A 16,793-nucleotide genomic window follows, 5' to 3' on the forward strand; every position below is an offset into this window, starting at 1 on the left:
GTTCCTGATGCCGATTGAGGATATTTTCTCGATCTCGGGTCGTGGCACGGTGGTGACGGGCCGCATCGAGCGTGGCAAGGTGAAGGTGGGCGAGGAAGCGGAGATTGTGGGCTTCCGCGAGACGCGCAAGACGGTAGTGACGGGCGTCGAGATGTTCAAGAAGCAGCTGGACGAGGGCATGGCGGGCGACAACGCGGGACTTCTACTGCGCGGTATTGCGAAGGAAGACGTGGAGCGCGGCATGGTTCTGGCCAAGCCGGGTTCGATTACGCCGCACACCAAGTTCAAGGGCGAAGTGTACGTGCTGTCGAAAGAAGAGGGTGGACGTCATACTCCATTCTTCAATGGCTATCGTCCTCAGTTCTACTTCCGCACGACGGATGTGACGGGCACGGCGAAGCTTCCGGAAGGCACGGAGATGGTGATGCCGGGCGACAATGTGCAGCTGGAGATTGAGCTGCATACCCCGGTGGCCATGGAGAAGGGTCTGCGCTTTGCTATCCGCGAAGGCGGACGCACGGTCGGCGCCGGTACCATCGCCGAGATTATTAAGTAAACGGAAATATTTCAGGTACGTCTCCGGGTGCTGGAAGGCGCCCGGAGCGATCCGAAGGAAGGCCAAGAGCTCTCCGGATCAGTTAGGATAATCAGAGATGCGCGAAATTGTGACATTGCAGTGTGGGGTATGCAAGGAGCGGAACTACTCGACGACGAAGAATAAAAAGACGACCACTGGCCGCCTGGAGTTCTCGAAGTTCTGCAACCGCTGCCGCAAGCACACCGACCACAAGGAAACGAAGTAAGCGGACGTAGGGATCGGGGAGCAGAGGCCAACGGAACCCGTGGCCGGATCTCTGCTACACTTGTCGCCTATCCCGACACAGGGGCGTAAGCTCAGCGGCTAAACTGCCGGTCTCCAAAACCGGACTCCTCGGTTCGAATCCGAGCGCCCCTGCCAGTATTGAGAAATTCTGCCGAGCGCAAGACGCAAGGGTAGCGGAAGCTGTGTGGAACAGTGGCCGCGGGAGAGGGCTACGATGCCCGTTTTAGAAAAAGGGAAGAAAATGGCGAAGGAAATCGCGGTACCGGAAGGCGGGAAACAGAATCAGCTCACCGGCCTGTACGCCAGAACCGTCGATTTTCTGAAAGATGTGCGCGGCGAGATGCGCAAGGTAGTGACGCCAGCGAAGGCAGAGGTGCGGGCCACGACGACAGTGGTGATCGTGACGGTCTTCGCGTTCGCGGCTTATTTCTATGTGGTCGACCAAGTGCTTGGCCGCACGGTGCAGGCTGTGTTGCGCTCGTTGGGTGGCGCCCAGTAGGGCGATCCGCTCCGACCATGGAACAGGCAGTCGATGCAGGCTGATGGATAGCTCTGCGGAACTGCTGGTCCGGGTATACCGGTAACGGGAGTGCGGCGGGCGTTGCGAAAGAGGAATGGATGGCGGAAGAAACTGAAGGCACAGTAGGCAAAGCGGCCGGTCCGGAACAGTTGGGACCACCCGCGAACGAGAATTTCAAGTGGTACATCATCCACGCCTACTCGGGGTTTGAGCGCAAGGTGCGCGAGTCTCTCGAGGGCCGCGTGCAGGCGTTCGGCCTGCAGAATAAGATCGGCCGGGTGATGATCCCGCTGGAATCGGTGACGGAAGTCATCAACGGCAAGAAGCGCACGGTGGAGCGGGTCTTCCTCCCCGGATATGTGCTGGTTGAGATGGATCTCGACAACGACCTGTGGCACATCGTCAAGAACACGCCGCGGGTAACGGGTTTTCTGGGAACAGGAGACAAGCCGGTAGCGCTGAGTGAGGAAGAGGTCAGCTCGATTCTCTTCCGCACGGATACGTCGAAGGAAAAGCCGCGGCTCAAGATCAAGTTCGAGAAGAACGAATCGGTGCGCATCACCGAGGGTCCCTTTGCGAACTTCAACGGGATCGTGGATGAAGTGAATGAGGATCGCGAGACGGTCAAGGTGATGGTTACGATTTTTGGTCGCTCCACACCGGTCGAGCTTGAGTTTGGCAAGGTAGAAAAAGTTGTTTAACGGCTCAAGATAGAAAAGGTTGTTGAACGGCTCAAGATAGAAAAGGTTGTTGAACGGCTATTGACGCGTAGTTCCTGGCGTTTTGTTGTGTTCGCGGACGTGGGTCGGATCCGGCGCGGACGATGCAGGCGGCAGGAAGCTGGGGGTTGGCAGCCGGAAGCTTAAAGCTGAGGAAGGTTTTCACGAGATGGCTCCGAAGAAAGTTCAAACATACGTCAAGTTGCAGATCATGGCAGGCAAGGCAACACCCGCGCCGCCAGTCGGTCCCGCACTCGGCCAGGCGCAGGTCAACATCATGGAGTTCTGCAAGCAGTTCAACGCGCGCACGCAGAACAAGGAGATGGAAGGCCTGACGATTCCGGTGGTCATCACCGTCTACACCGATCGCACGTTCACCTTTGTCACCAAGACGCCTCCAGCGGCAGTGTTGCTGAAGAAGGCTGCCGGGCTGGCCAAGGGTTCCGGCACGCCGAACAAGGACAAGGTGGGCAAGGTGACGGAAGCCCAGGTGCGCGAAATTGCGACGCAGAAGATGCCGGATCTGAATGCTGCCTCGGTTGAGACGGCAATCAAGAGCATCAAGGGTACGGCGCGTTCGATGGGGATTGAAGTCACGGCGTAGACCCGTGCTTCGGCAAAGTATCGGCGTAAGAGATCGGGTCTCCCGGTTGCAATTGCGCCAGCTTTACCGCATAATACTAGGCTGTGCCTGTGGTTTCGACCGCAGGCCGTCACCAGGCGAACCGGACGATCCGGATTCAGCCAGCACCACGGTTCGGCAGGGAGTGTGCCGTGCGGTGGGAGACGAGGAACCATGGCAAAGAAAGCAAGCAAGAATATCGAGAAGGCGCGCGCGCAGGTCGAGGCGCGGCCCTACCCGCTTCCCGAAGCGGTTTCCCTCCTGCAGAAGATCAAGTATGCGAAGTTCGACGAGACGGTCGATCTTACGCTTCGCCTCGGCGTAGACCCGCGCCATGCGGACCAGATGGTTCGCGGCACGGTGGTTCTGCCGCACGGCCTGGGCAAGACCAAGAAGGTTGCTGTCATCGCTTCCGGCGATCGCCTGAAGGATGCCGAAGCGGCTGGCGCCGACATCGTTGGCGGAGAAGATCTGGTCGAGAAGATTCAAAAAGAGGGCTGGACGGATTTCGATGCGCTGATCGCGACGCCGGACATGATGAAGTCGGTTGGACGTCTGGGCAAAGTACTCGGACCGCGTGGCCTGATGCCGAATCCGAAGACCGGAACGGTGACCAACGACGTAGCTTCGGCGATCAAGGAAATCAAGGCCGGTAAGGTTGAGTTCCGTACCGATAAGACCGCGCTGGTGCACGTGCCGGTGGGCAAGATCTCTTTTTCGCCCGAGAAGCTGATCGACAACGCGACGACGGTCATTTCGAGTGTGGTCCGCGCCAAGCCCTCGGCAGCGAAGGGTAAATATATCAAGGGCATTACGCTGAGCTCGACGATGGGCCCCGGCATCATGCTCGATGGCGCAGTCGCGGATACGGCAGCCAAGGCTTAGGCTGGGCTTTCCGGTTCAGATTTTTAAGATCAGGTTTCCGGCCGGGTGCGGTGGGCTTTCTGGCAAAGTGACCAGGGGCTGCGTACGACGGCCAGCAAGGATTCGAGAACAATGGCATTAACCAAAGCAAAGAAGGCGGAGCAGATCGACAAGCTGTCGAAGGAGCTGCAGGGCTCTACGACGGCAATCGTCGGCACCTTCGCAAAACTGACCGTATCTCAGGATTTCCAGCTGCGTAAGGCCGTTCGGGATGCCGGTGGCCGCTATCGCGTATTGAAGAACAAGCTGGCCGCTCGCGCTTCGCAGGGCACCGGTGTAGAGGCGGCTCTGCAGGGGTTGAAGGGCGTTTCCTCTGTGGCCTATACCAGCGGTGACCCGGTAGCGCTGGCGAAGGCTCTCTCGGCGTGGGTCAAGGACAACGCTGAATTCACCTTCAAGCTGGGCATTATCGATGGCAAGGTGCTCTCGGTCGCGCAGATCGCCGAGCTGGCCACGATGCCAGGCAAGGAAGAGATCTATGCCAAGCTGCTCTTCCTGTTGAACTCGCCGGCGCAGCGTCTGGCTACCGTGATCAATGCCACGGGCCGCGACCTTGCAGTGGTGATCAATCAGGGCGTCGAGAAGGGCAAATTTGCGGGAGAGCCGGCGGCTTCCTAGGGATTTTGTATTGGGACGGGCTTGCAAGCCTCCGTCCTGGGTTTGATAGATGGGTTTCGCTGCAATCGGCAAGGGGTGTCGGGTCTGGACACATCGGAAACCTTGGCCACCGCGGCAACCGGCTCGCTCCTGGGTGAGTCGGCAGCAGTAGAAAAATTTAGATTTGATTCAAGTGGAGAGAATAATGGCGGATCTACAGCAGTTGGAAGATCAGATCGTTGGGCTTAGCCTGCTGGATGCGGCTGCCCTTGTGAAGAAGCTCGAAGAGCGTCTCGGTGTGTCGGCAGCGGCAGCAGCGCCGGTCATGGTGGCTGGCGGCGGAGCGGCAGCAGCGGCTCCGGTGGAAGAGCAGACTGAGTTTACCGTGATCCTGAAGGATCAGGGTGCGAATAAGATCAACACCATCAAGGCGGTACGGGAAGTGACCGCCCTTGGCCTGAAGGAAGCGAAGGACCTGGTGGACGGTGCTCCGAAGCCCTTGAAGGAGAACGCGTCCAAGGAAGAGGCCGAGACGATCAAGAAGAAATTCGAAGGTGTCGCGACCATCGAAGTCAAGTAGGCAAGTTGCATGCCAAAGCAAGACGCGCTATGCTTGTCATGGTGCGTCTTGTCTTGGACTGTAAGTTTTTTGATCTAAATTTCTTGAACCAGAAAGACGCGAAATGGTTCCGTAATTTTCACGCCTGGCGGGGAATGGGTGTGCGGATCGCGGAGTCTAACGGGTTGGATTGCGCAAGTGTTCTCGGCCTATTGTTGCCGACATCTCTGCAAAGCGGGCGGCGGATTTGCAGGGGTGCTGAACAATCTGCTGTGAGGCGACACACACGCTAGTTTGGAACCGGCGGGAATCGGACATTCTGTTTTTGCCAAGTGCACAATTCGGTTGTGACGCTCGAGGGGCTTCCTGTCTCTGCGAGCGTTTTGGCGTTTTCGTCCGAGTTTCTTCCCCTATCCGCATGGATTCCTGCTGCGGTCTTAGCTTGTGATGCCGTTGTTGCCCGCCTAAGTAGCTTGCGTGTCCGGATAATACATGGGACACGCGTGGAAATCCTATTCGGTCTGACGTCGGACCGCACATTGCAGGTTGTCCGGACTTTCGGTCCAGCCGTAGTTTTTGTAATTTGCCTGATTTTCAGCAGAACGCCGTGTACGGTCCGAACGAGGCGGATCGAACATGTGAGCGAAGTGCTCTACCAGATTTGCCGCTTTGACTCGGACGGCAGGTCTTTCTCCGGTGTACAGTGCCGGAGCCTCGGGGACACGAGTTTCAGGAGTGAAGCATGCCGAACGAGCACCGCGCCATTCGTAGCCGTCTTGATTTTTCCAAGATTCCAACATCGATACAGATCCCTAACCTGATTGAAGTTCAGCGCCGCTCCTACGAACGATTTTTGCAGATGGACAAGCTGCCTTCGGAGCGCGAAGACAACGGTTTGCAGTCTGTCTTTACCTCGGTTTTTCCGATCGCCGATTTCCGCAACATCTCGCAGCTTGATTTTGTGGATTACTCGATCGGCAACTGGGAGTGCAAATGCGGCCACTTGAAGGGGCTGCATCACCTACGCACTGCCTGCGTGAATTGCGGAGCGATGGTGATTACCGATCCGTTTCACTCCGGCGATGTGCTGTGCCAGAAGTGCGGAACCTACAACAAGAACACGCCTGACTTCTGCAACAAGTGCGGCGATCCTGTTGGCCTGCAGTTGAAGTATGACCAGGCGGAGTGCGAAGAGCGGGGCATGACGTATTCAGCGCCGCTGAAGGTCACGGTGCGCCTGACGATTTACGACAAGGATCCGGAGACGGGGAACAAGTCGATCCGCGACATCAAGGAGCAGGAAGTATTCTTCGGCGATATTCCGCTGATGACGCAGAATGGCACCTTCATCGTCAACGGCACGGAGCGCGTGATCGTATCGCAGTTGCATCGCTCGCCCGGTGTGTTCTTTGAGACGGCGAACAACCGCACCTATTTCCTCGGCAAGATTATTCCTTATCGCGGGTCATGGGTGGAGTTTGAATACGACCAGAAGAACACGCTGTATGTGCGCATCGATCGCAAGCGCAAGTTCCTGGGGACGATCTTTCTGCGGGCGCTCGGCCTGCGTTCCGACGAGGAGATTCTCAAGACCTTTTACACCGTCGATACGATTGCCGTTGCCGATGGCAAACTGCACTGGACGATCAGCGAGACGGCCAAGCCGACGCACCTGCTGGGAGCAAAGCCCGCACACGCTGTGATGGTGAAGGGTGAGGAGATCGCCCACTCCGGACGCAAGGTGACGCCTTCCATTCTGAAGGCATTGCACGCGGCCAAGATCACTCAGCTGGAAGTGGAAGAAGCCGAGCTGGACGGCGCGATGACTGCCGCCGATGTTGTGGACCAGACGACGGGCGAGGTGCTGGTTGAGGCTAACGTGGAGCTGAACGCGGAGCGTCTGCACAAGATCACCGAGAGCGGCGTAACCGCTATCGAGGTGTTCTTCCCCGAGCGCGACGACGTAGGCAACATCATCAGCAACACGCTGCGCCGCGACTCGGTCCGCAAGCCGGAAGAGGCGCTGATCGAGATCTACCGCAAGCTGCGTCCGGGCGATCCGCCGACGCTGGATACGGCGACTGCGCTGTTCGAGGGCATGTTCTTTGACCCGCGCAAGTACGACTTCTCCCGCGTGGGCCGTCTGAAGTTCAACATCAAGCTGTACGAGAATCAGGAAGAGACTCCGCTGGATCGTCGCACGCTGACGCCGGAGGATTTCTACTCGACAATCCGCTACCTGCTCAAGCTGCGCAAGAACATCGGCATGGTGGACGACATCGATCACCTTGGCAACCGCCGCGTGCGCGCGGTGGGCGAGCTCATGGAGAACCAGTTCCGCATTGGCCTGGTGCGCATGGAGCGTGCGATCAAGGAGAAGATGAGCGTGTATCAGGAGATGTCGACGGCGATGCCGCACGACCTGATCAACGCCAAGCCGGTGATGGCGGCGATCCGCGAATTCTTCGGATCTTCGCAGTTGTCGCAGTTCATGGATCAGACCAATCCGTTGTCGGAGATTACGCACAAGCGGCGCCTCTCCGCACTTGGGCCGGGCGGCCTGAGCCGCGAGCGCGCGGGCTTTGAGGTGCGCGACGTTCACCCGACGCACTACGGACGCATCTGCCCGATCGAGACGCCCGAAGGCCCGAACATCGGCCTGATCAGCTCGCTTTCGTGCTTTGCCCGGATCAACGAATACGGATTCATCGAGTCTCCCTATCGCAAGGTCAGGGATGGACGCATTCTGGACTACGTTCAGGTGACCAACGCAGGCGAAAGCGGACTGCGCGTAGGCGACCATCTGGAGAAGGCCGAGGCGTTGAAGCTGAACGTGCAGTTGCAGAAGGACAAGAAGCGGACGATCGACTTCGAGCCCTTCTCGTTCTATCTCTCGGCGTGGGAAGAGGATCGTCACACCATCGCGCAGGCTAACATCGCACTGGATGAGGAGGGCAACTTTACCGAAGAACTGGTGAATGCCCGCCGTGCAGAAAACTTTGTGCTGGTGAATCGCGCGGAGGTCGACTACATCGACGTGAGTCCAAAGCAGGTGGTCTCCGTCGCGGCATCGCTAGTGCCTTTCCTGGAGCATGACGATGCCAACCGTGCATTGATGGGCGCGAACATGCAGCGCCAGTCGGTGCCGCTGCTGGTTGCGGAGGCTCCGCTGGTAGGTACGGGGATGGAAGGTGTGACGGCGCGCGATTCCGGCGCTGTGATTCTGGCCCGCCGCAACGGTGTGGTGGACTCGGTTGATTCCGAGCGCATCATCATCCGCGTGGAAGGGGAACATCATCCCACGCAGCTTTCGCGCGAGGTCGGTTCGGACATTTATCAGCTGACCAAGTTCAAGCGGTCGAACCAGAATACGTGCATCAACCAGAAGCCGATTGTGCGTCATGGCGACCGGGTGGTGACGGGACAGGTGATTGCCGATGGCCCTTGCACGGAGCAGGGTGAGCTGGCGCTGGGACGAAATGTCCTGGTGGCCTTCATGCCATGGCGCGGCTATAACTTCGAGGACGCGATCCTGATCTCGGAGAAGCTGGTGCGCGAGGATTACTACACCTCGGTGCACATCGAAGAGTTCGAGATCGAAGCTCGCGATACCAAGCTGGGGCCGGAAGAGATCACGCGCGACATTCCCAACGTTTCCGAGTCGGCTTTGCGCGATCTGGACGAGAGCGGCGTCATCCGCATCGGAGCCAAGATCAAGCACAACGACATCCTGGTGGGCAAGGTGACGCCGAAGGGCGAAACCCAGTTGACGCCGGAAGAGAAGCTGTTGCGCGCGATCTTCGGAGAAAAGGCCGGGGATGTTCGCGATGCCTCGCTGACGTGCCCTCCGGGTATTGAAGGTACGGTGGTGGACGTCCGCATCTTCTCCCGCAAGGGGCAGGAGAAGGACGAGCGCGCCAAGCTGATCGAGGGCGAGCAGGTAGCCAAGCTGGAGAAGAACCTTGCCGATGAGATTCGTATTCTCACCGACGAGCGGCTGAAGCGGTTGGAAGCGATCCTTGGCAACAAGGTGGTGCTTGCCGATCTGCACGACGAGCGCACCAACAAGCGCCTGATTGTGAAGGACGCGGTGTTGGATCGTGACACGATCGAGCGCATCTCGACCAAGAACCTGAAGCGCATTCGCTATGCCGACAAGGATCCGCGGGTGAACGAGCAGATCGACGAGATCGAGGAGATGACCTCTCGCCAGATCGATGTGCTGCGCAAGATCACCAACGAAAAGATCGGCAAGCTGCAGAAGGGCGATGAGCTGGCACCGGGCGTCATCAAGCTGGTGAAGGTGTACATCGCCATGAAGCGCAAGCTGTCGGTTGGCGATAAGATGGCCGGCCGCCACGGGAACAAGGGCGTCATCGCGCGCATTCTTCCCGAGGAGGATATGCCGTATCTGCCCGATGGCACACCGGTGGAAATTGTGCTCAATCCGCTGGGCGTTCCTTCGCGTATGAACGTGGGACAGGTTCTCGAAACGCATCTGGGCTGGGCTGCGCATCAACTGGGCCAGAAGGTGGCCGAGCTTGTGGAGCAGAACCGCGAGGCCAACGAGATTCGTGCTTACATCACGGAGCGCTTTGCGAACACGGCAACCCTGCATCAGCTGCTGGAGCTGAATGACGAGATGCTGTTGCGCGTAGCTGCCGGCATGAAGCGCGGCATCTGGTTTGGAACGGCGGTGTTCGACGGAGCGCAGGAGAGCGAAATCAAGGCTCTGCTGGCTGCGGCGGAGCTGCCCAGCTCGGGCAAGACGAATCTGTTCGACGGCATGACCGGCGAACCGTTTGAAGAACCGGGGACGGTGGGCTACATCTACATGCTGAAGCTCTCGCACCTGGTCGATGACAAGATTCACGCTCGTTCGATTGGACCGTACTCGCTGATTACCCAGCAGCCGCTGGGCGGCAAGGCGCAGTTCGGTGGCCAGCGTTTTGGCGAGATGGAAGTGTGGGCGCTCGAAGCTTATGGCGCTGCTTACATCCTGCAGGAGCTGCTGACAGCCAAGTCCGATGACGTGTATGGCCGCACCAAGATTTACGAGGCCATCGTCAAGGGTGAGGCAGCGATCGAGCCGGGTGTGCCGGAGTCGTTCAACGTATTGATTCGCGAGCTGCAGTCGCTCTGCCTGGATGTGGAACTGATCAAGCAGGCGGATACGAAGAAGCAGGCGGTGCCTGCCGTAGCGGCAGCCGATTAAATCGAGGCCGGAGCTGCGTGGATCGCGGCTCCGGCGGATGTACCGCCCAGATTGAGGAAGACAGGGACCTGTCCCATAAGAGCCAAACGGCTCTCCCGGGAAGGACAGGAGCCTAAAAACATTTCCCCGGGAACGCAGCAGGCCACAACTCCGCTGGGAAGAGCCCAAGCGGAGCAAGGTGCCAAGGAGGGTCGTCTTGTACCGTTCCAGCCCATTTGAACTCACCAGCCCGATCACGGACTTCGACGCAATTCGCATCAGTCTTGCTTCGCCAGAAAAGATCCGCAGCTGGTCTCACGGCGAAGTCACGAAGCCCGAGACAATCAACTACCGAACCTTCAAGCCGGAGCGCGATGGACTCTTCTGCGCCCGCATCTTTGGCCCAGTCACCGACTGGGAATGCCTTTGCGGCAAGTACAAGCGGATGAAGCACCGCGGCGTGATCTGCGACAAGTGCGGCGTGGAAGTTACGCTGTCCAAGGTTCGCCGCGAACGCCTGGGCCACATCGAGCTGGCTTCGCCCTGCTCGCACGTCTGGTTCTTCAAGGGCCTGCCATCGCGTATTGGCCATCTGCTCGATATCTCTCTGCGTGATCTGGAGAGCGTGCTCTATTTCGAGAGCTACGTGGTGGTCGATCCGGGTGACGCGCCGGTGAAGGAACGCGAGATCATCAAGGACGAGGCGCGCTTCCGCGAGCTCGACCAGCAGTACCGCCCCACCGGCTTCAAGGGCATGATGGGTGCGGAGGCGATCAAGGAACTGCTCAAGCGGGTGAGCATCGACGAGTTGTCGATCGAGCTGCGCGAGAAGATGAAGCAGGAATCGTCGCTGCAGAAGCGGCTGAAGTATGCCAAGCGCCTGAAAGTGGTTGAGGCGTTCCGCAAGTCCGGCAACAAGCCGCAGTGGATGATTCTCGACGTAATCCCGGTGATTCCGCCGGAGCTGCGCCCCCTGGTGCCGCTCGATGGCGGACGCTTCGCCACGTCGGATCTGAACGATCTCTACCGTCGCGTGATCAACCGCAACAACCGCCTCAAGAAGCTCATGGATCTGCATGCGCCCGAGGTGATTGTGCGCAACGAAAAGCGCATGCTGCAGGAGGCCGTAGACGCACTGTTCGACAACGGCCGTCGTGGCCGCGTGCTGCGCGGTGCGAACAATCGTCCGCTCAAGTCGCTGTCGGATACGCTCAAGGGCAAGCAGGGCCGCTTCCGTCAGAACCTGCTGGGCAAGCGCGTGGACTATTCGGGCCGTTCGGTGATCGTGGTTGGTCCGGAGCTGAAGCTGCACCAGTGCGGTCTGCCGAAGAAGATGGCGCTCGAACTCTTCAAGCCGTTTATCTATCACCGGCTGGAGCAGACAGGGCATTGCACTACCATCAAGCAGGCCAAGGAGATGGTCGAGCTTCAGGAGCCCATTGTGTGGGACATCCTGGAAGAGGTCATCAAGGATCACCCGGTGCTGCTGAACCGCGCGCCAACGCTGCACCGTCTTGGCATCCAGGCGTTTGAGCCGGTGCTGGTGGAAGGCAAGGCAATCAAGATTCACCCGCTGGTCTGCACCGCGTTCAACGCAGACTTCGACGGCGATCAGATGGCCGTGCACATTCCGCTGTCGCCTGAGGCGCAGGTGGAAGCCAGCGTTCTGATGCTGGCCTCGCACAACATCCTGTCTCCGGCATCGGGTCAGCCGATTACGGTACCGACGCAGGACATGGTTCTCGGTCTCTACTATCTGACCAAGGCCAAGGTTGGCGGCAAGGGCGAGGGACGAGTCTTCGCCAACACGGAAGAAGTGTTGATGGCTCTGAACGCGAAGGAAGTGGAGACGCTGTCGCCGATTCGCCTGCGGTACACGGGGAACGTGCTCGACATGACGACCGCTTATGACGATCAGGACCTGACGCACACCGAGCCGGTTCCGTATGAGAAGCAGTACATCTCGACGACGGTGGGCCGCGCGATTCTGAACGATGCTTTGCCGGAGGGCATGCCGTATGTAAACGGCCTGCTGAAGAAGAAGGGCATTGGTCAGCTGGTGAACTACTGCTATCTGAACCTTGGCCTGGAAATCACGGTGAAGATGCTGGACCGCATCAAGGAACTGGGCTTCCAGTACGCGACGCGTTCGGGCCTGTCGGTCGGCCTTGACGACATGGTGATTCCGGACTCGAAGGGACCGGTGGTGCGCGAAGCCGAGAAGCAGGCGGTCGGCATTCAGCGGCAATATCTTGACGGTGCGATCACCAATGGCGAGCGCAACAACAAGGTTATCCAGATCTGGTCGGCGGTAACGGAAAAGGTTGCCGATGAGATGTTCAACAACATGAAGAACGCCGACAAGGCCGGCACCATGAACCCGATTTACATCATGGCCGACTCTGGCGCTCGTGGATCGAAGCAGCAGATTCGCCAGCTTTCGGGTATGCGCGGACTGATGGCGCGTCCTTCCGGCGAAATCATCGAGACACCGATCAAGGCGAACTTCCGCGAAGGTCTTACGGTTCTGGAGTACTTCATCTCGACGCACGGCGCGCGTAAGGGCCTTGCGGATACCGCTCTGAAGACTGCCGATTCCGGCTACCTGACCCGCCGGCTAGTGGACGTGGCGCAGGACGTGATCGTCAGCGAGCACGATTGCGGTACGGTCGAGGGGATTTACGTGACCCCGATCGTCGAGTCGGGCGAAATCATCGAGCCGCTGCGCGACCGCATTGTGGGCCGCGTCTCACTCGAGCGCCTGAAGGACTTTGAAGGCTCGGTCATCTGCGAGGTGAACCAGGAAATTACCGAGGATCTGGCGTCGGCGATTCAGGCAGCCGGTATCGAGAGGGTGAAGATCCGCTCGGTGCTGACCTGCGAATCCAAGCGTGGCGTCTGCATTCTCTGCTATGGCCGCAACCTGGCATCGGGCAGGCTGGTGGAGCTTGGCGAGGCTGTCGGTGTTATCGCCGCACAGTCGATTGGCGAGCCTGGAACGCAGCTCACGATGCGTACCTTCCATATCGGTGGTACGGCATCGCGTGTTTCGGAGCAGTCGCGACTCGACGCCAAGAATAATGGCTCGGTGCGGTTCATCAACATGGTTTCGATCCGCTCGCGTTCGGGAGACCTGGTTGCGATGAATCGTTCCGGTTCGATCGCCGTGGTTGACGATCGTGGCCGCGAAAAGGAACGCTACCAGGTTGTGTACGGCGCCAAGCTGAAGGTTGAGGATGGAGCCAAGGTCACCATCGGTCAGGCATTGGTCGAGTGGGATCCTTACACCTTCGCCATCCTCACGGAGATTGGCGGTACGGTCCAGTTCAAGGATCTGCTGGAAGGCATCACGCTGAACGAGGAAGTCGACGAAGTCACCGGTCTATCGCGGCTGGTGGTTGCGGAGTCTGCCGACGAGAAGCGCCAGCCAACCATCGTTATCAAGGGAGCAAAGGGCAGCAAGCGTTACCTGATGCCCAGCAGAGCCCACCTGATGATGCAGGATGGCGACGAAGTCTTCCCTGGAGACATCATCGCGAAGATTCCTCGCGAGACCACCCGCACCAAGGACATCACCGGCGGTCTGCCGCGCGTTGTGGAGTTGTTCGAAGCCCGCAAGCCGCGCGAGACGGCCATCATCAGCGAGATCGATGGTGTGGTGAAGTTCGGCGATGTGTCCAAGGGACAGCGCAAGATCTATGTGACCGCGGATAACGGCGAGGAGAAGGAGTACTCCGTGCCGCGCGGCATCCACATCAACGTGCAGGAGGGAGAACGCCTGCACGCCGGTGAGGCGCTGATGGACGGACCGCTCAATCCGCACGACATTCTTGCCGTACTCGGTGAGAAGGAACTGCAGTCTTACCTGGTGAACGAGATCCAGGAAGTCTACCGTCTGCAGGGCGTGACGATCTCGGATAAGCACATCGAGACCATCGTGCGGCAGATGCTTCGCTGGGTGAAGATCGAAGAAGTCGGCGACACCAGCTTCCTGCTGGAGCAGCAGATCGACAAGTTCCGCTTCCGCGAGGAGAACGAACGGGTCATCGCCAAGGGTGGCCGTCCAGCGATCGGACGTCCGCTGCTGCTGGGCATCACCAAGGCCTCGCTCTCGACGGACTCGTTCATCTCCGCGGCATCGTTCCAGGAGACGACGCGAGTTCTTACCGAAGCGTCGATCAATGGCGCGGTGGACAATCTGCGCGGCCTGAAGGAGAACGTGATTGTGGGCCGTCTGATCCCTGCCGGAACCGGCATGGAGTACTACCGCAACATCCAGCTCTCGCCGGAACTCGAGGAGGCGGCTGCCAAGGTGCAGCAGGAAGTGAATGCCGCACACGAAGAAGCCGAGCGCGAACTGGAGATGATGCGGCAGGAAGGCGAAGCCGAGGAACTGGCTGCCGAATAACCGATCGCATCCACAGGAAACAAGCAGTAACTCACGGCGGAGCCCACAGGCTCCGCCGTTTTTGTTACGTCGGGACCGCGGATTGCGATGACCAAAGATCGGCTGGTTTTAGCATTTCGTACTCTGGCGGCAGAGGGTGCACGCCGCTATGATCGGCGCTGCTGTTCGAGTTTTCAGCTTCGGAAGTGAGAGTATGACTCGTGAACCTCTTGAAGTCAGTGCACGATTTGGTCAGATTATTCTTGCCAGGGTTCTCGAACTGGAACTTGGCGCGGCAAGGGATGAGCAGATGATTCCCACTCTGCTGAGCGAGGATCATAAGATGCGCCAGCGCAGGCTTGTGCGTGAGCAAAGGGCCGAAGCCGGGCGCATGCGGGATTTTCTGAAGGATGCCCGCATACGCCAGCCGCGGCGTCCGCAGGAAGTTTGACCCCCACCATGGAGTGCTCCATCCCTGCGGTGCGGCTGTGTGTCTGCGGTGGTCCGTCTCCAGCCTGGGCACCGTGACGGTTGCGGATAGTCTGCTTCTTTGTTTCGGCCTTGGATAGCGGCGGTATCGAATTTGTAAGCGACAGGGAACTCTTTGTTCCGTCATTCATGTCGCAACGGCGGTGCAGGCTGTATTCTGCTCGTTCGGGCCTCTGCCGCAGATGATGCATCGAGTTCTCCTGCTGATCAATCCGCTCATCGGACAGCGTGCCAACCGCAAGCGCGATCTGCTGCGCGTGCAGGACGCCTTTCGCAACGCGGGCGTGCATGTGGTGACTCGCGAGACGCCTGACGAACATGGGGCGGGTGCTCTGGTGCAGGCCATCGGAGCGGAGTTCGACGCGGTCATCGTATGCGGCGGCGATGGCACGATCTTCGATGCAGTGCAGGGCGCCGTGGGAACCTCTATCCCCATCGGCATCGTTCCCTTTGGAACAGGCAATATCCTGGCGCAAAATCTGGGCATACCGCTCGATGCGGTAAAAGCAGTGCAGGCGCTGCTGCGTTCGCGGCAACGCTGTGTGCCCCTTGGCAGGATTACCTGCGGCTTCGAAGGCGAAGAGCCGCGAAGCTGGTACTTCCTGTTTGCGGCTGGCCTGGGCATGCATGCCTCGCTGCTGGGAGCTTCAACGGCCTGGGGCAAGCACACCATTGGACCGGCTGCGTATTACGTCGCGGGCATCGATCTGCTGCTTCGCGGCCGCATCGCGCCCTTCGAGATGGAGACGACCGACGAGCATGGCCGGGTAGAGGTGCGCGCGTGCTGCGAGGCCATTGGTGTTCGCGTCGGTGCACTGAACCGGTGGCGGCCGGGCGGCGGCCTGGATCGCGGATCGATCCGCATCTTTGCGGTGCCGGGGGCGTCGCGCGCGGCACTGGCACGAGCTTCCTTCCACGCCATGGTTTTACGCTCGACCGAATCTGCAGGGTCGCCGGCAGGCATGCGAGGAAACGCGGCTGTCATCAGCGGAGATTTTGTGCGCGCCGTCTTCCGGCCGCTGCCGGGATACCGGTATGCCTCGCCCATCGAGGTGCAGGCCGATGGCGAGGTGCTGGGAACCTCCAGCGCCACCTTGGAAATCACCGACCAACGGGTGGCTCTGCTGACGCCGGAGTAGTCCCCGGGAAGAGGTGGTTTTCGCCTACTGTGGCGGCCGCTCCGTTCGTTTGGTGGAGATGGAGAGGGGCTGACCGGTCTCCAGAAAGGTCTTGAGGCTGGAGAGCACGGCAGGCCATCCACGGCTGATGCCGTCCAGCATCTCCGAGCCGGGCTCGAGGTCCTCATGCGTGACGGTGAGGCGGACGATGTCCATGTAGGGCTCAATCTGGTAGGTGACGCGGGAGTGCTTCTCCGGGTCTCCGGCATCGCCGGGGTTGGCCCACGTAACCACGAGGCGCTGCGGAGGGGTGCTCTCGACGACCTTCCCCACAATATCGACCTTGGTGGCATCGTCGTAATCCTGATGCTGCCACTCCGATCCAGTCTTCCAGTCGGAGGCGTTTCTGTGATTCCACCAGTATTGGCGGGTGGCTTCGCTATCGATGAGCGCGTCAAAGACCTTTTGCGGCGTGGTGGCAATGTAGGCGACGTATACGAAGGTTGCTTTACTCATGCTGATCTCCTTCCAGGGATGTCTTGAGGGCATGCAGGGCGCGCAGGCGCCTGGGCTCAAATTTCCCAATCCAGCGCTCGTAGACCTCGTGTATCGGAACGGGATTGAGGTAGTGCAGCTTTTCGCGTCCGTGCCATACGGTCGAGACGAGATTCGCCGCTTGCAGGATGGCCAGATGCTTGGTGACCGCCTGCCGGGTCATGGCGAGGTCTTTCGAGAGCTGGCCCAGGGTCTGCCCGTTCTCCGCATAGAGCCGGTCAAGGAGGCTTCTCCGGACCGGATCGGCGAGTGCCCGAAAGACGTTGTCCATGCTGGCTGGCATATG

General features: G+C 59.4%; 14 protein-coding genes and 1 tRNA gene. 13 read left to right on the plus strand and 2 right to left on the minus strand.

All coding sequences use genetic code 11. The features are described 5' to 3' along the window. From VM554_14335 to VM554_14395, 13 genes are all read left to right on the plus strand, one after another. The coding region (locus VM554_14335) for an EF-Tu/IF-2/RF-3 family GTPase (GenBank protein ID HVJ09553.1) at positions 1 to 556 on the plus strand (556 nt) is incomplete at its 5' end. A gap of 97 nt (positions 557 to 653) precedes the next feature. After that, positions 654 to 803, plus strand: coding sequence for a 50S ribosomal protein L33 (rpmG, locus tag VM554_14340; GenBank protein HVJ09554.1), 150 nt, complete (start codon positions 654 to 656; stop codon positions 801 to 803). A gap of 79 nt (positions 804 to 882) precedes the next feature. Continuing rightward, positions 883 to 958 (plus strand) — tRNA-Trp (locus tag VM554_14345). Positions 959 to 1,064: 106 nt separating this feature from the next. Beyond that, entirely contained in the window at positions 1,065 to 1,322 is a 258-nt protein-coding gene (gene secE / locus VM554_14350; protein HVJ09555.1) for a preprotein translocase subunit SecE, read from the plus strand. Positions 1,323 to 1,441: 119 nt separating this feature from the next. After that, on the plus strand, positions 1,442 to 2,044 hold the full coding sequence (nusG, locus tag VM554_14355) for a transcription termination/antitermination protein NusG (GenBank protein HVJ09556.1): 603 nt from the start codon (positions 1,442 to 1,444) through the stop codon (positions 2,042 to 2,044). Between the two features lie 187 nt (positions 2,045 to 2,231). Further along, positions 2,232 to 2,666, plus strand: a complete 435-nt coding sequence (gene rplK, locus VM554_14360) for a 50S ribosomal protein L11 (protein HVJ09557.1) — start codon at positions 2,232 to 2,234, stop codon at positions 2,664 to 2,666. Positions 2,667 to 2,858: 192 nt separating this feature from the next. Further along, entirely contained in the window at positions 2,859 to 3,569 is a 711-nt protein-coding gene (rplA, locus tag VM554_14365; GenBank protein HVJ09558.1) for a 50S ribosomal protein L1, read from the plus strand. Positions 3,570 to 3,680: 111 nt separating this feature from the next. After that, entirely contained in the window at positions 3,681 to 4,226 is a 546-nt protein-coding gene (rplJ, locus tag VM554_14370; GenBank protein HVJ09559.1) for a 50S ribosomal protein L10, read from the plus strand. Positions 4,227 to 4,410: 184 nt separating this feature from the next. Further along, entirely contained in the window at positions 4,411 to 4,785 is a 375-nt protein-coding gene (gene rplL / locus VM554_14375) for a 50S ribosomal protein L7/L12 (GenBank protein ID HVJ09560.1), read from the plus strand. Positions 4,786 to 5,506: 721 nt separating this feature from the next. Further along, positions 5,507 to 9,979, plus strand: a complete 4,473-nt coding sequence (gene rpoB, locus VM554_14380) for a DNA-directed RNA polymerase subunit beta (protein ID HVJ09561.1) — start codon at positions 5,507 to 5,509, stop codon at positions 9,977 to 9,979. A 196-nt stretch (positions 9,980 to 10,175) separates the two neighbouring features. Then, entirely contained in the window at positions 10,176 to 14,366 is a 4,191-nt protein-coding gene (gene rpoC / locus VM554_14385) for a DNA-directed RNA polymerase subunit beta' (protein ID HVJ09562.1), read from the plus strand. A gap of 193 nt (positions 14,367 to 14,559) precedes the next feature. Then, positions 14,560 to 14,796: a hypothetical protein gene (locus tag VM554_14390; GenBank protein ID HVJ09563.1), complete on the plus strand. Its 237-nt coding sequence runs from the start codon at positions 14,560 to 14,562 to the stop codon at positions 14,794 to 14,796. Positions 14,797 to 15,016: 220 nt separating this feature from the next. Beyond that, positions 15,017 to 15,973: a diacylglycerol kinase family protein gene (locus tag VM554_14395; GenBank protein ID HVJ09564.1), complete on the plus strand. Its 957-nt coding sequence runs from the start codon at positions 15,017 to 15,019 to the stop codon at positions 15,971 to 15,973. A 24-nt stretch (positions 15,974 to 15,997) separates the two neighbouring features. Here the strand turns inward: VM554_14395 and VM554_14400 are convergent, their stop codons facing one another. Together VM554_14400 and VM554_14405 are read right to left on the minus strand one after the other, a co-directional pair. Continuing rightward, positions 15,998 to 16,468 (minus strand): SRPBCC family protein, encoded by a 471-nt coding sequence (locus tag VM554_14400; GenBank protein HVJ09565.1) that lies wholly within the window; start codon positions 16,466 to 16,468, stop codon positions 15,998 to 16,000. Then, complete coding sequence (locus tag VM554_14405) at positions 16,461 to 16,790, minus strand: helix-turn-helix domain-containing protein (protein ID HVJ09566.1); 330 nt, start codon at positions 16,788 to 16,790, stop codon at positions 16,461 to 16,463. Before VM554_14405 ends, VM554_14400 begins: the two co-directional genes overlap by 8 nt. Positions 16,791 to 16,793 lie beyond the last annotated feature (3 nt).

The sequence above is a fragment of the Acidisarcina sp. genome, from assembly GCA_035539175.1.
GTDB lineage: Bacteria > Acidobacteriota > Terriglobia > Terriglobales > Acidobacteriaceae > JANXZS01.

Bases quoted from the DNA above. Each gene is read 5' to 3' on its own strand.
- rpmG (HVJ09554.1), top strand. From the start codon at position 654: ATGCGCGAAATTGTGACATTGCAGTGTGGGGTATGCAAGGAGCGGAAC.
- secE (HVJ09555.1), top strand. From the start codon at position 1,065: ATGGCGAAGGAAATCGCGGTACCGGAAGGCGGGAAACAGAATCAGCTC.
- nusG (HVJ09556.1), top strand. From the start codon at position 1,442: ATGGCGGAAGAAACTGAAGGCACAGTAGGCAAAGCGGCCGGTCCGGAA.
- rplK (HVJ09557.1), top strand. From the start codon at position 2,232: ATGGCTCCGAAGAAAGTTCAAACATACGTCAAGTTGCAGATCATGGCA.
- rplA (HVJ09558.1), top strand. From the start codon at position 2,859: ATGGCAAAGAAAGCAAGCAAGAATATCGAGAAGGCGCGCGCGCAGGTC.
- rplJ (HVJ09559.1), top strand. From the start codon at position 3,681: ATGGCATTAACCAAAGCAAAGAAGGCGGAGCAGATCGACAAGCTGTCG.
- rplL (HVJ09560.1), top strand. From the start codon at position 4,411: ATGGCGGATCTACAGCAGTTGGAAGATCAGATCGTTGGGCTTAGCCTG.
- rpoB (HVJ09561.1), top strand. From the start codon at position 5,507: ATGCCGAACGAGCACCGCGCCATTCGTAGCCGTCTTGATTTTTCCAAG.
- VM554_14390 (HVJ09563.1), top strand. From the start codon at position 14,560: ATGACTCGTGAACCTCTTGAAGTCAGTGCACGATTTGGTCAGATTATT.
- VM554_14395 (HVJ09564.1), top strand. From the start codon at position 15,017: ATGATGCATCGAGTTCTCCTGCTGATCAATCCGCTCATCGGACAGCGT.
- VM554_14400 (HVJ09565.1), bottom strand. From the start codon at position 16,468: ATGAGTAAAGCAACCTTCGTATACGTCGCCTACATTGCCACCACGCCG.
- VM554_14405 (HVJ09566.1), bottom strand. From the start codon at position 16,790: ATGCCAGCCAGCATGGACAACGTCTTTCGGGCACTCGCCGATCCGGTC.